This window comes from Microbacterium commune (assembly GCF_014836945.1).
Lineage (GTDB): Bacteria > Actinomycetota > Actinomycetes > Actinomycetales > Microbacteriaceae > Microbacterium > Microbacterium commune.
The window spans coordinates 216663-233221 of the sequence record NZ_JACSPX010000003.1; the positions used below are offsets into that span (position 1 = coordinate 216663).

Below are 16559 nucleotides of genomic sequence, written 5' to 3' on the forward strand. Positions count from 1 at the left end.
GACGCCGGAGCGGCCAGACCGATGGCCGGATCGGCACACCCGAGACGTTCGCGCACGCCGCAGCTGGAGGCCGCATGCCGTTCACACCCAGCCACGCCATCGTGGCCCTGCCGCTGCTGCGCACGCCCCTCGTGCCGGCCGCGCTCGCGATCGGTGCGATGACCCCCGATCTGCCGCTGTTCACGCGCGGCCTCGGCCCCGGATACCTGTTCACGCACTCCGTGGCGAACGTGGGGTTCACCGCGCTCATCGCGCTCGTGCTGCTGCTGCTCTGGCGAGTGGTGCTGCGTCCCGGGCTCGTCGCCCTCGCGCCGGATGCCCTCGCCCGCCGCCTTCCCGAGGCGTGGTCGCAGTCTGGTAAGGCGATCGCACGGGATGCGCTGCGCGGCCCCGATGGTCGGGGAGGGCCGTGGCTGCTGGCGGCATCCCTCGTGATCGGTGTGCTCTCGCACATCGGCTGGGATCTGTTCACCCACGAGGGACGGTGGGGCGTCGAGGCCCTGCCCGCGCTGCAGCAGATGTGGGGTCCGATGCCGGGGTACAGGTGGCTGCAGCACGGCTCGAGTGTCGTCGGCCTCGTGGTCATCGCCGGATTCGCGCTGCGCTGGGTGCGGCAGCGTCCGGCCAGGCCGCTGCCGCACCGCAGCCCGGTGTGGCTGCGGTGGCTGTGGATGCTCGCGCTGCCGGCGGTGCTCGGGGGAGCGTGGCTGCTCGGGCTGGCGAACTCCGGCCCCGACATCACGGTGCAGCAGCTGGCCTACCACACGCTGCCGGCCGCGTCGGGACTGTGGGGAGCGCTCACCTTCGTCCTGTGCCTGCTGCTCGTCACCATGCGCAGAGAGACCGGCGTCACGGACGCCAGCATCACTGGAACACCGACGGTCCCGCTCCGCACCGGGCCGAGGTGACGGGGCCGACCCCAGCGTCGGCTGTAGTCGTGTTCGGGGTCCGGAGAGGGTTTTGTGCTGGTGGTGGGTGTTTTTGGTGGGGGTGGGTGGGGGTGCGACACGCCCGGGGGGTGGTGGGGATTTGCGGGGGTGTGGGGTGGGGCGTAAATTATTACTTGTTCGCCCCAAGCGGTTGAGCGGAAGGCCTGAAGGGCCTGGCTCCCCTCCAAGTAGCGAACCACCCACCTCCACTTCGGTCCATTTGTTGGTTCGGAGGGGCTGTTAGGCCCGGGGAGTGTGGTTCCCGGTTCGGGTGTTGTCGATTTGACATGCTCGTCGGATGGGATAGGCTGGAGCGGCTGCCTCGTGAGGGGCGGTGGATGTCTTCACCTTGATCGTTACGGCGTGTCGGATTTGACGGCCTGGTCGGGGAGATATACGATTGTGAAGTTGCCCTGCGCTTCTTGCCCTGATGGGGTGGGTGTGCGGGTGCGTCCGATCCTTGAGAACTCAACAGCGTGCACTTGTCAAATGCCAAATTATCCTCGTCCAACCCTTGTGGGGGTTGGTTGAGAATTCCTTTGGATCAATTTATATGAATGTCAGCAATGATGTTCGTCTCTTTTGGTCAGTTTCAAACTCGCTGCGTGACCGTTTTCCCGGTTGTGTATGCATTTCTTTTTTACGGAGAGTTTGATCCTGGCTCAGGATGAACGCTGGCGGCGTGCTTAACACATGCAAGTCGAACGATGAAGCCCAGCTTGCTGGGTGGATTAGTGGCGAACGGGTGAGTAACACGTGAGCAACCTGCCCCTGACTCTGGGATAAGCGCTGGAAACGGCGTCTAATACTGGATATGTCCCGTCACCGCATGGTGTGCGGGTGGAAAGATTTTTCGGTTGGGGATGGGCTCGCGGCCTATCAGCTTGTTGGTGAGGTAATGGCTCACCAAGGCGTCGACGGGTAGCCGGCCTGAGAGGGTGACCGGCCACACTGGGACTGAGACACGGCCCAGACTCCTACGGGAGGCAGCAGTGGGGAATATTGCACAATGGGCGGAAGCCTGATGCAGCAACGCCGCGTGAGGGATGACGGCCTTCGGGTTGTAAACCTCTTTTAGCAGGGAAGAAGCGAAAGTGACGGTACCTGCAGAAAAAGCACCGGCTAACTACGTGCCAGCAGCCGCGGTAATACGTAGGGTGCAAGCGTTATCCGGAATTATTGGGCGTAAAGAGCTCGTAGGCGGTCTGTCGCGTCTGCTGTGAAATTCCGAGGCTCAACCTCGGGCTTGCAGTGGGTACGGGCAGACTAGAGTGCGGTAGGGGAGATTGGAATTCCTGGTGTAGCGGTGGAATGCGCAGATATCAGGAGGAACACCGATGGCGAAGGCAGATCTCTGGGCCGTAACTGACGCTGAGGAGCGAAAGGGTGGGGAGCAAACAGGCTTAGATACCCTGGTAGTCCACCCCGTAAACGTTGGGAACTAGTTGTGGGGTCCTTTCCACGGATTCCGTGACGCAGCTAACGCATTAAGTTCCCCGCCTGGGGAGTACGGCCGCAAGGCTAAAACTCAAAGGAATTGACGGGGACCCGCACAAGCGGCGGAGCATGCGGATTAATTCGATGCAACGCGAAGAACCTTACCAAGGCTTGACATACACGAGAACGGGCCAGAAATGGTCAACTCTTTGGACACTCGTGAACAGGTGGTGCATGGTTGTCGTCAGCTCGTGTCGTGAGATGTTGGGTTAAGTCCCGCAACGAGCGCAACCCTCGTTCTATGTTGCCAGCACGTAATGGTGGGAACTCATGGGATACTGCCGGGGTCAACTCGGAGGAAGGTGGGGATGACGTCAAATCATCATGCCCCTTATGTCTTGGGCTTCACGCATGCTACAATGGCCGGTACAATGGGCTGCGATACCGTAAGGTGGAGCGAATCCCAAAAAGCCGGTCCCAGTTCGGATTGAGGTCTGCAACTCGACCTCATGAAGTCGGAGTCGCTAGTAATCGCAGATCAGCAACGCTGCGGTGAATACGTTCCCGGGTCTTGTACACACCGCCCGTCAAGTCATGAAAGTCGGTAACACCTGAAGCCGGTGGCCTAACCCCTTGTGGGAGGGAGCTGTCGAAGGTGGGATCGGTAATTAGGACTAAGTCGTAACAAGGTAGCCGTACCGGAAGGTGCGGCTGGATCACCTCCTTTCTAAGGAGCACTGCAGGACTTCGGTTCTGACAGAGCCGGATTCACACCGAATGTGTGTGACCGGAGCTCATGGGTGGAACATTTGACATGGCATTCGATCTGAGGATTTGAGTTAGTACGCAGCTTGCTGTGGGAACGCTTGGTCTGAGGGTGGGGTGCCTGCACGCTGTTGGGTCCTGAGGGACCGGGCCGGCCTCTTCTTTCGGGGAGTGGGTCGTTCTGTTTCCTTGTGGCCCTTACTTCTGTTGCCGTATGGCAGTGGGGGTGGGGGACCGCCCGTACTTTGAGAACTACACAGTGGACGCGAGCATCTTAAAGAAAACCGAACCGGATCTTTTCCTGGATCTGGTTCATCTCATGTGATTTCAAGTCTTTAAGAGCAAACGGTGGATGCCTTGGCATCTGGAGCCGAAGAAGGACGTAGCAATCTGCGATAAGCCTCGGGGAACTGATAAGCGAGTTTTGATCCGAGGGTGTCCGAATGGGGAAACCCCGCCAGGCGTTTGTGCGACCTGGTGACTCCCGCCTGAATATATAGGGTGGGTAGAGGGAACGTGGGGAAGTGAAACATCTCAGTACCCACAGGAAGAGAAAACAACAGTGATTCCGTGAGTAGTGGCGAGCGAAAGCGGATGAGGCTAAACCGGGTGTGTGTGATAGCCGGCAGGCGTTGCATGCCCGGGGTTGCGGGACTTTTCGTATCATTCTGCCGAGTGGTGAACGTGATGTGACGATATAGACGAACCGTCTTGAAAGGCGGGCCATAGTGGGTGCCAGCCCCGTAGTCGAAATGTTGTGCGCAGCGTGAAGAGTATCCCAAGTAGCACGGGGCCCGAGAAATCCCGTGTGAATCTGTCAGGACCACCTGATAAGCCTAAATACTCCCAGATGACCGATAGCGGACAAGTACCGTGAGGGAAAGGTGAAAAGTACCCCGGGAGGGGAGTGAAATAGTACCTGAAACCGTTTGCTTACAAACCGTTGGAGCCTCCTTAGTAGGGGTGACAGCGTGCCTTTTGAAGAATGAGCCTGCGAGTTAGTGATATGTGGCGAGGTTAACCCGTGTGGGGTAGCCGTAGCGAAAGCGAGTCTGAATAGGGCGTTTTTAGTCGCATGTTCTAGACCCGAAGCGAAGTGATCTATCCATGGCCAGGTTGAAGCACGTGTAAGAGCGTGTGGAGGACCGAACCCACTTAGGTTGAAAACTGAGGGGATGAGCTGTGGATAGGGGTGAAAGGCCAATCAAACTTCGTGATAGCTGGTTCTCTCCGAAATGCATTTAGGTGCAGCGTTGCGTGTTTCTTGCCGGAGGTAGAGCTACTGGATGGCCGATGGGCCTCACCAGGTTACTGACGTCAGCCAAACTCCGAATGCCGGTAAGTGAGAGCGCAGCAGTGAGACTGTGGGGGATAAGCTTCATAGTCGAGAGGGAAACAACCCAGACCACCATCTAAGGTCCCAAAGCGCGTGCTAAGTGGAAAAGGATGTGGAGTTGCTTAGACAACCAGGAGGTTGGCTTAGAAGCAGCCACCCTTGAAAGAGTGCGTAATAGCTCACTGGTCAAGTGATTCCGCGCCGACAATGTAACGGGGCTCAAGCACGCCACCGAAGTTGTGGCATTAACATTTTTGGTAGGCCTTCGTGGTCCAGCCGTGTTGATGGGTAGGAGAGCGTCGTGTGGCGAGTGAAGCGGCGGTGTGAACCAGCCGTGGACGCCACACGAGTGAGAATGCAGGCATGAGTAGCGAAAGACGTGTGAGAAACACGTCCTCCGGAAGACCAAGGGTTCCAGGGTCAAGCTAATCTTCCCTGGGTAAGTCGGGACCTAAGGCGAGGCCGACAGGCGTAGTCGATGGACAACGGGTTGATATTCCCGTACCGGCGAAGAACCGCCCCAGTCAATCCAGTAATGCTAAGTGTCCAAAGCCATCCATCGGACCCTTCGGGGTTCACCGGGTGGTGGAGCACACGACCCTATGCTGGTGCGGCTAGCGTATTAACAGGTGTGACGCAGGAAGGTAGCCCAGCCAGGCGATGGTTGTCCTGGTGCAAGTGCGTAGGCCGAGTCATAGGCAAATCCGTGACTCATACAGGCTGAGACACGATGCGAATGAAAAGTGGGTGATCCTATGCTGCCAAGAAAAGCATCGACGCGAGGTTCAAGCCGCCCGTACCCCAAACCGACTCAGGTGGTCAGGTAGAGAATACCAAGGAGATCGAGAGAATCGTGGTTAAGGAACTCGGCAAAATGCCCCCGTAACTTCGGGAGAAGGGGGGCCACCCGCTTATACGGATTTACTCCGAAAAGGGTGTGGTGGCCGCAGAGACTAGTGGGTAGCGACTGTTTACTAAAAACACAGGTCCGTGCGAAGACGCAAGTCGATGTATACGGACTGACGCCTGCCCGGTGCTGGAAGGTTAAGAGGACCGGTTAGCCGCAAGGCGAAGCTGAGAATTTAAGCCCCAGTAAACGGCGGTGGTAACTATAACCATCCTAAGGTAGCGAAATTCCTTGTCGGGTAAGTTCCGACCTGCACGAATGGCGTAACGACTTCCCAACTGTCTCAACCGCGAACTCGGCGAAATTGCATTACGAGTAAAGATGCTCGTTACGCGCAGCAGGACGGAAAGACCCCGTGACCTTTACTACAGCTTGGTATTGGTGTTCGGTGTGGCTTGTGTAGGATAGGTGGGAGACTGTGAAACCGTGACGCCAGTTACGGTGGAGTCATTGTTGAAATACCACTCTGGTCATATTGGATATCTAACTTCGAACCGTGATCCGGTTCAGGGACAGTGCCTGGTGGGTAGTTTAACTGGGGCGGTTGCCTCCCAAAAAGTAACGGAGGCGCCCAAAGGTTCCCTCAACCTGGTTGGCAATCAGGTGGCGAGTGTAAGTGCACAAGGGAGCTTGACTGTGAGACTGACAGGTCGAGCAGGGACGAAAGTCGGGACTAGTGATCCGGCAGTGGCTTGTGGAAGCGCTGTCGCTCAACGGATAAAAGGTACCTCGGGGATAACAGGCTGATCTTGCCCAAGAGTCCATATCGACGGCATGGTTTGGCACCTCGATGTCGGCTCGTCGCATCCTGGGGCTGGAGTAGGTCCCAAGGGTTGGGCTGTTCGCCCATTAAAGCGGTACGCGAGCTGGGTTTAGAACGTCGTGAGACAGTTCGGTCCCTATCCGCTGCGCGCGTAGGAAGTTTGAGAGGATCTGACCCTAGTACGAGAGGACCGGGTTGGACGAACCTCTGGTGTGCCAGTTGTTCCGCCAGGAGCACCGCTGGTTAGCTACGTTCGGGATGGATAACCGCTGAAAGCATCTAAGCGGGAAGCCGGCCTCAAGATGAGACTTCCATACCCTTCGGGGTGAGAGGCTCCCAGCCAGACGACTGGGTTGATAGGCCAGATGTGGAAGCGTGGCAACACGTGCAGCTGACTGGTACTAATAAGCCGATGACTTGATAACACTCCTTCTTGCGGAGCTTGCGTCCACTTTGTGGTTCTCGACGTACGGTCGGAACCAAACAACACACTCCACGCGAGTGATGTTGCCGATGAACATGTCAATAGTGTTACGGCGGCCATAGCGTGAGGGAAACGCCCGGTCACATTCCGAACCCGGAAGCTAAGCCTCACAGCGCCGATGGTACTGCAGGGGGGACCCTGTGGGAGAGTAGGACACCGCCGGACTTCTCTTAAGTAAAATGGCCACCCAGAGCTGGGTGGCCATTTTGCGTTTTGCAGCAGAACAGGGAGTCAGAATGTCAGATGAGCAGCGAGACCGCCGAAACGACGGCGAGGGCGCGCAGAACCGACGTTCTGACTCGGACCGGAAGCATCGGTTCAACGATTCCTCGTCGCGCGGACCGCGCCGCGACGGCGATCGCCGTCCGAGTGGCGATCGCAGTGCACCGGGGGATCGATCCCAGTCTGGTGAGCGACGCCCCTACGGCGACCGGAACCAGTCGGGCGAGCGTCGCCCCTATAACGACCGGAACCAGTCGGGCGAGCGTCGCCCCTATGGTGACCGTCCCCAGTCGGGTGAGCGTCGTCCCTATAACGACCGGAACCAGTCGGGTGAGCGTCGCCCGTATGGTGACCGTCCCCAGTCGGGTGAGCGTCGTCCCTATAACGACCGGAACCAGTCGGGTGAGCGTCGTCCGTATGGTTACCGCCCGCAGGGTGAGCGTCGCCCCTATAACGACCGGAACCAGTCCGGTGAGCGTCGTCCGTATGGTGACCGTCCCCAGTCGGGTGAGCGTCGTCCTTATGGTGATCGTCCCCAGTCGGGTGAGCGTCGTCCGTATGGTGACCGCCCGCAGGGTGAGCGTCGTCCGTATGGTGACCGCCCGCAGGGTGAGCGTCGTCCGTATGGTGACCGTCCCCAGTCGGGTGAGCGTCGCCCCTATAACGACCGGAACCAGTCCGGTGAGCGTCGTCCGTATGGTGACCGCCCGCAGGGTGAGCGTCGCCCCTACGGTGACCGGCCGCGGCAGGATCGCGACCAGGGTTCCAGCGGTTCGTTCCGCGACCGGCCGCGCGGTGGCGTCGACCGCCCGGTCAACGAGTTCGCTCCTGTGCGTGAGCGCATTCCCGAGCCGCCGCTGCCGGACGAGATCACCGCACGCGACCTGCATCCCTCGGCACGCAACGAGCTGAAGACTCTCAGCAAGGAGAATGCAGAACAGGTCGCGCGTCACCTCGCGATGGTCGCGCAGCTCATCGACGACGACCCCGCCCGCGCGCATGAGCACGCCCTCGCGGCCTCGCGTCGTGCTGGTCGGGTGGCCGTCGTGCGCGAGACCCTCGCGATCACGGCATACGGCGTCGGCGACTTCGCGCTCGCCCTGCGAGAGCTGCGCACGTACCGGCGCATCTCCGGCAACGACGACCAGATCGCCCTCATCGTCGACAGCGAGCGCGGTGTCGGACGCCCCGACCGCGCCCTCGAGGAGGGACGCGCAGTCGATCGCGCCTCCCTCAGCCCGGCCGTGCGCGTGGCGTTGGCGATCGCGATGTCGGGCGCGCGACTCGACCGCGGCGAGACGGAGCTCGCACTCGGTGAACTGGAGATCCCCGAGCTCGACCCCGACCGCGCCTTCGAATGGAGCCCCGCGCTGTTCTCGGCGCGTGCCGCGGTGCTCGAAGACCTCGGTCGCACCGATGAAGCCGCGTTCTGGACGCAGCGCGCCGATGTCGCGGCCGCCGCGCTCGGCCACGACGGCGAGTTCGACGAGATCATCGTGGAAGACGGCCTCGTCGAGGACGCCGAGGACGTCGACGACACCGAGACCGACACCGACGCTGGCAGCGGTTCTGACGCCGATGCACCCGAGCACGATGTCGATTCTGCCGATTCGCCCCGCGAGCCCGAGGCGCACCCCGAGTCCGAGTCCGAGTCCGAGTCCGTGCCCGTGCCCGAGTCCGAGGCACAGCCCGAGTCCGAGGAAGCCTCGACCCCAAAGCGTTCGGAGTCCGATCACTGATGGCACTGTTCCGCCGCGCCACCCAGGCATCCACCCCACTCACCGGACGCGACGCGGTCCTCGCCGACCTCGACGGGGTCGTCTACGCAGGACCGCACGCGCTGCCGCACGCGGTGGACAGCCTCAACCGCGTCGCTCAGGCGATGCGCCTCGGCTACATCACGAACAACGCCTCGCGCACCGATGCCTCGGTCGCCGAGCACCTCACCAGCCTGGGACTGAGCGTCGCGCCCGCTGACGTCGTGACCAGCCCCCAGGCGGCGATGCGCCTGCTCGCGACGATGGTGCCGGCTCCCGCGACGATCCTGATCGTCGGGGGAGAGGGGCTCGTCGTCGAGGCGGAGAAGGCCGGATACACGGTCACCCGCAGCGCGGAGGACTCCCCGGCTGCCGTCGTGCAGGGGTTCAGCCCGGATGTCGCGTGGACCGATCTCGCCGAGGCGGCGTTCGCGCTGAAGGTGCCCGAGGACGAGGGCGGGATCCCGTGGATCTCCACCAACACCGACTGGACCATCCCGCGCGAGCGCGGCGTCGCCCCGGGCAACGGCACGCTGGTCTCCGCGGTGCACACGGCCATCGGCCGCCTGTCGGTCGTGGCGGGCAAGCCCGAGACGCCCATCTTCGAAGAGGCGATCGCGCGCTTCGACGCGCAGCGTCCGCTGTTCCTCGGCGACCGGCTCGACACCGACATCATGGGCGCCGTGCGTGCCGGCATCGACTCGGCGCTCGTGCTCACCGGCATCGACCGTCCCAAGCATGTGCTCGCCGCCCCGCAGGGGTCGCGGCCCGATTACATCCTCGCCGACCTGCGCGACCTGCACGCGCCGTACCCCGCGACGACCGAGAAGGACGGCGTGTTCACCGTCAACGGCGCGTCGGTGCGCATCGCGAACGGCGACGTGCAGATCCTCTCGGAGGGCTCGGCGCAGATCGACCTGCTGCGCGCAGGAGCGGCGGCCATCTGGGCGACGGGGCTCGCGATCTACGCCTTCCGTGTGCCCGAGAAGCTCTACGCCGATCCTTTCCACAGGCCCTGAGAGTCGCGGCTGCCGCGTCGGCACCGCGGGCTACAGTTGACGGATGGAGCACACGCGAGACGAGCCGACCGATGCGCTCTGGAGCAGACTGCGCCTGATCGAGAGTCAGCCCCTCGCCGACCGGGCCGACGCGTACGGCGCGATGCACGATGAGCTGATGAAGCGCCTCGAGAGCACCCCGCGCACCGACTCGGCGCACGGCACCCGATGACCCGCCTCGACGCCGCCCTCGCGGCCCGGGGTCTTGCCCGTTCACGCACCCACGCGGCATCCCTCATCGCCGACGGACTGGTGAGCGTCGACGGACGCACCATCGTCAAGGCATCCACGCCCGTCGCCGACGAAGCCGAACTCCGGGTCGACGGCGGTGACCACTACGTCAGCCGAGCCGCCCACAAGCTGATCGCCGCGCTCGACGGCTTCGCGATCCTCGTCGACGGGCGTCTCGCCCTCGACATGGGAGCCTCCACCGGCGGGTTCACCCAGGTGCTGCGCGAGCGCGGTGCACGGCGGGTCCTCGCCGTCGACGTCGGACACGGGCAGCTCGCCGCGCAGATCGCCGCCGACCCGGGTGTCACCGCGGTCGAGGGCTTCAACGTGCGCCACATGACCGCGACCTCGCTTGCGGACGCCACAGGTGAGGCCCAGCGTCCCGACCTCGCCGTCGGAGACCTGTCGTTCATCTCGCTCGACCTCGTGCTGCCGGCTGTCGCCGACACGATCGCGGGCGATGCCGACGTCGTGCTGCTCATCAAGCCGCAGTTCGAGGTCGGCCGCACCGCGGTGAAGGGCGGCCTCGTCACCAGCGCCGCGGCCAGACTCGACGCCGTCGAGCGCACGCTGTGGAGCGCACACGACGCCGGCCTCGGGATGCTCGGCATCCTGCCCTCGCCGATCCTCGGCACGCACGGCAACGCCGAGTACCTCGTGCACCTCGCGCCCGGGCGGGGAACGGATCCGTCAGAATGGTCGGAGCAGATCGCACACGTGGCAGGAGGACGATGAACGCGCGCCCCATCCTGGTCGTCGCCCACGCCAAACGGCAGGACACGGTCGCCGCGGCGCTGCGCGTCGTCGACGCGCTGCGAGGCGCAGGGGCGACCCCCGTGCTGCCGGCCGAGGATCACCGCGAGTTCGTCGCTCTCGACGAGCGCTTCGCCGACGTCGCCCTGCTCGGCGCCGATGTCGCGACCGATGACCTCGAGCTCGCCATCGTCCTCGGCGGCGACGGCACGATCCTGCGCGCGGCGGAGCTCGTGCGCGGCTCGGGCGCCCCGGTGCTGGGGATCAACATGGGCCACGTCGGATTCCTCGCCGAGATCGATCGCGACGACATGGACGCCGCCGTCGCCAGGGTCATCGACCGCGACTACGACGTCGAGGAGCGCCTCGCCCTCTCGGTGCGGGTGAAGGATGCGCACGGTGCCGTCGTCTACGAGACATGGGCGCTCAACGAGGCGACCGTCGAGAAGGCCAGCCGCGAGCGCATGATCGAGGTGGTCATCGAGATCGACGGTCGTCCGCTGTCGAGCTTCGGCTGCGACGGCATGGTCGTCTCGACCCCGACCGGCTCGACGGCCTACAACTTCTCCGCCGGTGGACCCGTCATCTGGCCGACCGTCGAGGCCATCGCCGTCGTCCCGCTGTCGGCGCACGCCCTCTTCGCCAAACCGCTCGTGGTGGGTCCGGAGGCGTCGGTCGCGATCGAGATGCTCGAGCGCACCGACGGCAGCGGCATCCTGTGGTGCGACGGCCGCCGGTCGCACGAGCTGCCGCCGGGCGCGCGCGTCGTCGTGCGCCGCTCGTCCCAGCCGGTGCGGCTGGCCCGTCTGCATCCGACCGCGTTCACCGATCGGCTGGTGCGCAAGTTCCAGCTGCCGGTCGCAGGGTGGCGGGGGGCGTCGTGATCGACGAGATGCGCATCCGCGGTCTCGGTGTCATCGACGACGCCGTGCTGCCGCTCGGCGCCGGGTTCACCGCGGTGACCGGCGAGACCGGCGCAGGCAAGACCATGGTCGTCACGGGCCTCGGTCTTCTGCTGGGGGCCAGGGCCGACTCCTCGGCGATCCGCGCGGGGGCTGCGCAGGCATCCGTCGCGGGGGTCTGGACGGTGCCGCCGCAGGGACCGGTGGCCGACATCGTCACCGACGCCGGCGGCGAACTCGAGCCCGCGGGGGACGCTGCGGAACTGTACGTCTCGCGCACGCTCAGCGCCGAGGGGCGCAGCCGCGCGAGCGTCGGCGGCCGTCCCGCCCCCGCCGGCGTGCTCTCATCGCTCGCCGAGGAGCTCGTCGTCGTGCACGGGCAGTCCGATCAGCTGCGGCTGCGTTCCGCCGCCGCCCAGCGCGACGCCCTCGATCGCTTCGGCGGCGAGCCGATCGCTGCTGCCCTGGCGACGTACCGGGAGCGCTTCAGCCGGTGGCGGGAGCTGGATGCTCAGATCACCGAACTCACCGAGAACCGCGACCGGCGCGCGGCCGAGGCGGCTCTGCTGCGCGATCAGCTCACCGAGATCGAGCAGATCGATCCGCAGCCGGGCGAGGACGTCGAGCTGAACGAGCGCGCCGAGCGCCTCGCCAACTCCGAGGAGCTGCGGCTGTCGGCATCCGTCGCCCGATCCGCGCTGTCGAGCGAGGAGGGCGACCCCGACGTCACGGCTCTGCTCGCCGAGGCGCGACGCTCGCTCGAGCGCAGCGCCGACCCGACGCTCACCGGGATAGCCGAGGCGCTGGCCGATCTGGGCTATCGCGCCGCGGATCTCGCCCAGCAGCTCTCCGGCTATCTCGCCGACCTCGACGAGTCGGGCCCGCACGAGCTCGCCGCCGTCGAAGAGCGTCGTGCCGCGCTCGGTGGCCTGATCCGACAGCACGGCTCACTCGATGAGGCCCTGCAGATCTGGCAGACCGGGTCGCTGCGCCTCGCCGAGCTCGACGACGACGGCGACCGCGTCGAACGGCTCGCCGCCGAGGCCGACAGCGCCCGCGCAGCCCTGGATGAAGCCGCCGCAGCCCTCACCGAGGTGCGCACCGCCGCCGCCGTGCGGCTCTCCGCTGCGGTCACCGAGGAACTGCACGCCCTCGCCATGCCCGATGCGACGCTGGAGGCACGCGTCTCGCCCGGGGCGGAGTCCGCGCACGGGCGCGACGACGTGGCCATCCTGCTCGCCCCGCACCCCGGTGCCGAACCCCGGTCGGTGTCGAAGGGCGCCTCGGGTGGCGAGCTGTCGCGGGTGATGCTCGCGATCGAGGTCGTGATCGCGGGCACCGACCCGGTGCCGACGTTCGTCTTCGACGAGGTGGATGCCGGTATCGGAGGCGCCGCCGCCATCGAGGTCGGCCGCAGGCTCGCCCAGCTGGCCCGGAACTCGCAGGTGATCGCCGTCACCCACCTCGCTCAGGTCGCCGCGTTCGCGAACAACCACCTCTCGGTCGTGAAGTCGAACGACGGCGCGGTGACCGCCTCCAGCGTCACCAGGCTGGACGGCGCGCAGCGCGAGGCCGAGATGGCCCGCCTGCTCTCCGGGCTCACCGATTCCGACGCCGCGCTCACCCACGCCCGCGAACTGCTGAGCCTCGGCTCGGCGATCAACTGATAGGATAAAAGCCCGTGATGAACTCTTCAGTTGCGGCGCCAGACAACGACACCAGCTCCTTCACCACGAAGCACATCTTCGTGACGGGCGGTGTCGTTTCCTCGTTGGGCAAGGGGCTCACCGCAGCCAGTCTCGGCAACCTGCTCACCGCCCGCGGGCTGCGCGTGGTGATGCAGAAGCTCGACCCGTACCTCAACGTCGACCCGGGCACCATGAACCCGTTCGAGCACGGCGAGGTGTTCGTCACCGACGACGGCGCGGAGACCGACCTCGACATCGGACACTACGAGCGCTTCCTCGGCATCAACCTGTCGCGCGCGGCCAACGTCACCACCGGGCAGATCTACTCCGAGGTCATCGCCAACGAGCGCCGTGGCGACTACCTGGGTGCGACCGTGCAGGTCATCCCGCACATCACCGACGAGATCAAGCGCCGTATGCGCCTGCAGGCCACCGAAGAGCCGCAGCCCGACATCATCATCACCGAGGTGGGCGGCACGGTCGGCGACATCGAGTCGCAGCCCTTCCTCGAAGCGGCCCGCCAGCTGCGTCACGAGCTGGGTCGCGACAACGTCTTCTTCGTACACGTCTCGCTCGTTCCCTTCATGGGCGCCTCCGGCGAGCAGAAGACCAAGCCGACCCAGCACTCCGTCGCGGCGCTCCGCCAGGTCGGCATCCAGCCCGACGCCCTGGTGCTGCGCAGCGACCGCCCGGTCAGCGCGAGCAACCGCAACAAGATCGCCCTGATGTGCGACGTCGACGCCGAGGGCGTCATCAACACCGTCGACCTGCCGAGCATCTACGACATCCCGTCGACGCTCAACGACCAGGGCCTCGACGCGTACATCATCCGTCGCCTCGGTCTCGGCCGCGCAGGTGAGGTCGACTGGACGCGCTGGAACACCGTGCTGCACGCGGTGCACAACCCGAAGCACGAGGTCACGATCGGCCTGGTCGGCAAGTACATCGACCTGCCTGACGCGTACCTGTCGGTCACCGAGGCGCTCAAGGCCGGCGGCTTCGCGCAGGAGACGAAGGTCAACATCCGCTGGATCCCGTCCGACTCCTGTCAGACGCCGGAGGGTGCCGCCAAGGCCCTCGGCGACGTCGACGGCATCTGCGTGCCAGGGGGCTTCGGCATCCGCGGCATCGAGGGCAAGCTCGGCGCGCTGAAGTTCGCGCGCGAGCAGGGCATCCCGACGCTCGGCCTGTGCCTGGGTCTGCAGTGCATGGTCATCGAGTACGCGCGTGACGTCGCCGGCATCGAGGGCGCCTCGTCGACCGAGTTCGATCCCGACACCGCAGAGCCGGTCGTCGCGACCATGGCCGAGCAGATCGAGATCCTCGACGGGGGAGACCTGGGCGGCACCATGCGCCTCGGCCTCTACGAGGCCGCCCTCGCCGAAGGCTCGCTCGCCCGTGATCTGTACGGCGCGCCGACGGCCGCCGAGCGCCACCGTCACCGCTACGAGGTGAACAACGCCTACCGGCCGCGTCTGGCCGAGGCCGGTCTGGTGTTCTCGGGCGTGAACCCCGACCTCGACCTCGTCGAGTACGTCGAGCTGCCCCGCGACGTGCACCCGTTCTACATCGCCACCCAGGCGCACCCCGAGCTCAGCTCGCGCCCCACCGCACCGCACCCGCTGTTCCGCGGTCTGGTCGGTGCGGCCATCGAGCGCCACCGCGCCAGCGAGCTGTTCACCGAAGACGCCTGATCCTGATGCCCACTCCAGCCGCCGCTGTCGCGTCGCCCGGAGCCTCCGGGCACGGGGCCCCCATTGACGGGCCGTCATCGAGTCGGTCGGACGACTCTCTGGCAGACGAGCCGTTCGAGCCCGAGGTCCTCTCCAGCGACCTCGCGTTCCACGGCGCGGTCTGGGATGTCCGCGATGACCGGGTGCGCTACGGCGACGGCGAGATCCGTCGGCAGTACGTCGCGCACACCGGTGCCGTCGCCGTCGTCGCGCTCGACGAGCGCGAGCGGGTGCTGCTGATCCAGCAGTACCGGCATCCGATCCGCCACCGCGACTGGGAGCTGCCCGCCGGCCTGCTCGACGTGCCGGGTGAGGACCCGACCCGAGCCGCCCAGCGCGAGCTCGCCGAAGAGGCCGACATCGTCGCCGAGCACTGGGAGCACCTCGTCTCGGCGTGGACGACCCCCGGTGGCAACGATGAGATGATCCACATCTATCTCGCGACCGGGCTCTCCGATGCGGACCCGCACGAGCGTCTGGACGAGGAGGCCGACATCCGCGTGGAGTGGGTGCCGCTCTCGGATGCGGCCGACGGGGTTCTCGCCGGCCGGCTGCACAACGGCATCCTGAGCATCGGCGTCCTCGCCGCCGAGCGCCGCCTGCGCGCCGGGCGGCTGCTCGACGAGCGCTGACGTGCGGCTCGAGCGGGCACTCGACGCGTACCTGCGTCACGTCACGATCGAGCGCGGCCTCTCCGAGCACACGGTCGCCGCCTACCGGCGAGACCTCGCCGGCTACGTCGACTGGCTGAGCGAGCAGGGCATCGAGACCACGGATGCCATCGACCCGCGCACCGTGACGGCGTTCATCGCCGACCGCGCCGGCGCCGACCCTCCGCCGGCGGCGACCAGCCTCGCGCGGTTGCAGTCCGCGGTGCGGGGGTGGCACCGCTTCCTCCTCAGGGAGGGGATCGAGACCGCCGATCCGACCGGACGGCTGCGCCCACCCAAGGCACCGCAGCGTCTGCCCAAGGCGCTCACCATCGAGCAGGTCGAGCGTCTTCTCGCGGCCCCGCCGGCGGACGAGCCGATCGGGATGCGCGATCGCGCGCTGCTTGAGCTGCTGTACGCGACGGGGGCGCGGGTGTCGGAGGCCGTCTCGCTCGACGTCGACGACCTGGCCTACGGTGACGTGCTGCGGCTGCGCGGCAAGGGCGACAAGGAGCGCATCGTGCCGGTCGGTTCGTACGCGCGCGCCGCCCTCGACGCCTACCTCACCCGGGCGCGCCCCGGGCTGGCGGCGAAGGGCAGGGCGACGGCCCGCCTGTTCCTGGGTGCTCGGGGGGCGCCGCTGTCACGGCAGAGCGCCTGGCTCGTCATCCGCGCCGCCGCTGAACGAGCCCAGATCGACGCCGAGGTGTCGCCGCACACCCTGCGGCACAGTTTCGCGACGCACCTGCTGCAGGGCGGTGCGGACGTGCGCGTCGTGCAGGAGCTGCTCGGCCACGCCTCGGTGGCGACGACCCAGATCTACACGCACGTGTCGGTGGATGCCCTGCGAGACGTGTACGCGACGTCGCACCCGCGGGCGCGCTGACCGTTCGCCGCGTGCCGACCCGGCTCGAGGCCGCCCGGCGGATACAATCGAGCGAGCA

Annotated in this window: 11 protein-coding genes and 3 rRNA genes; 13 read left to right on the forward strand and 1 reads right to left on the reverse strand. The window is 65.5% G+C overall.

Translation table 11 applies throughout. The features are described 5' to 3' along the window. Positions 1-74: 74 nt before the first annotated feature. The 4 genes from H9633_RS11200 to rrf all read left to right on the forward strand — a co-directional run bounded on the left by H9633_RS11200 (position 75) and on the right by rrf (position 6786). Positions 75-908 (forward strand): DUF4184 family protein, encoded by an 834-nt coding sequence (locus H9633_RS11200; RefSeq protein ID WP_191713228.1) that lies wholly within the window; start codon positions 75-77, stop codon positions 906-908. 660 nt (positions 909-1568) lie between these two features. Then, a 16S ribosomal RNA gene (locus tag H9633_RS11205) occupies positions 1569-3093 on the forward strand. Between the two features lie 363 nt (positions 3094-3456). Beyond that, positions 3457-6562, forward strand: a 23S ribosomal RNA gene (locus H9633_RS11210). Positions 6563-6669: 107 nt separating this feature from the next. Beyond that, positions 6670-6786, forward strand: a 5S ribosomal RNA gene (gene rrf, locus H9633_RS11215). Together the 16S, 23S and 5S rRNA genes form the textbook arrangement of a ribosomal RNA operon. 74 nt (positions 6787-6860) lie before the next feature. Here rrf and H9633_RS11220 read toward each other — a convergent pair. Continuing rightward, on the reverse strand, positions 6861-7733 hold the full coding sequence (locus H9633_RS11220) for a hypothetical protein (protein ID WP_191713229.1): 873 nt from the start codon (positions 7731-7733) through the stop codon (positions 6861-6863). On the opposite strand from H9633_RS11220, the gene H9633_RS11225 reads away from it, so the two are divergent. From H9633_RS11225 to xerD, 9 genes are read left to right on the forward strand one after another with little or no spacing between them, the layout of a single operon-like run. Further along, positions 7674-8582 (forward strand): hypothetical protein, encoded by a 909-nt coding sequence (locus H9633_RS11225; protein ID WP_318247268.1) that lies wholly within the window; start codon positions 7674-7676, stop codon positions 8580-8582. The two genes, H9633_RS11220 and H9633_RS11225, sit on opposite strands and share 60 nt — an antisense overlap. Further along, the gene (locus H9633_RS11230) at positions 8582-9619 is read left to right on the forward strand and encodes an HAD-IIA family hydrolase (RefSeq protein WP_191713230.1); all 1038 of its coding nucleotides are present in this window, start codon (positions 8582-8584) and stop codon (positions 9617-9619) included. Before H9633_RS11225 ends, H9633_RS11230 begins: the two co-directional genes overlap by 1 nt. A gap of 43 nt (positions 9620-9662) precedes the next feature. Next, positions 9663-9830: a hypothetical protein gene (locus H9633_RS11235; RefSeq protein WP_177243835.1), complete on the forward strand. Its 168-nt coding sequence runs from the start codon at positions 9663-9665 to the stop codon at positions 9828-9830. Next, positions 9827-10624, forward strand: a complete 798-nt coding sequence (locus tag H9633_RS11240) for a TlyA family RNA methyltransferase (RefSeq protein ID WP_191713231.1) — start codon at positions 9827-9829, stop codon at positions 10622-10624. The genes H9633_RS11235 and H9633_RS11240 overlap by 4 nt, the downstream gene beginning before the upstream one ends. Next, a complete protein-coding gene (locus H9633_RS11245; RefSeq protein ID WP_071643563.1) occupies positions 10621-11526 on the forward strand; it encodes an NAD kinase in 906 nt (301 codons plus the stop codon). The genes H9633_RS11240 and H9633_RS11245 overlap by 4 nt, the downstream gene beginning before the upstream one ends. After that, a complete protein-coding gene (recN, locus tag H9633_RS11250) occupies positions 11523-13211 on the forward strand; it encodes a DNA repair protein RecN (RefSeq protein ID WP_191713232.1) in 1689 nt (562 codons plus the stop codon). Before H9633_RS11245 ends, recN begins: the two co-directional genes overlap by 4 nt. A 17-nt stretch (positions 13212-13228) precedes the next feature. Then, positions 13229-14926, forward strand: coding sequence for a CTP synthase (locus H9633_RS11255; protein ID WP_071643562.1), 1698 nt, complete (start codon positions 13229-13231; stop codon positions 14924-14926). 5 nt (positions 14927-14931) lie between these two features. Beyond that, positions 14932-15597 (forward strand): NUDIX domain-containing protein, encoded by a 666-nt coding sequence (locus H9633_RS11260; RefSeq protein ID WP_083428731.1) that lies wholly within the window; start codon positions 14932-14934, stop codon positions 15595-15597. A gap of 1 nt (position 15598) precedes the next feature. Continuing rightward, positions 15599-16501, forward strand: a complete 903-nt coding sequence (gene xerD / locus H9633_RS11265) for a site-specific tyrosine recombinase XerD (RefSeq protein ID WP_191713233.1) — start codon at positions 15599-15601, stop codon at positions 16499-16501. Positions 16502-16559: the final 58 nt, after the last annotated feature.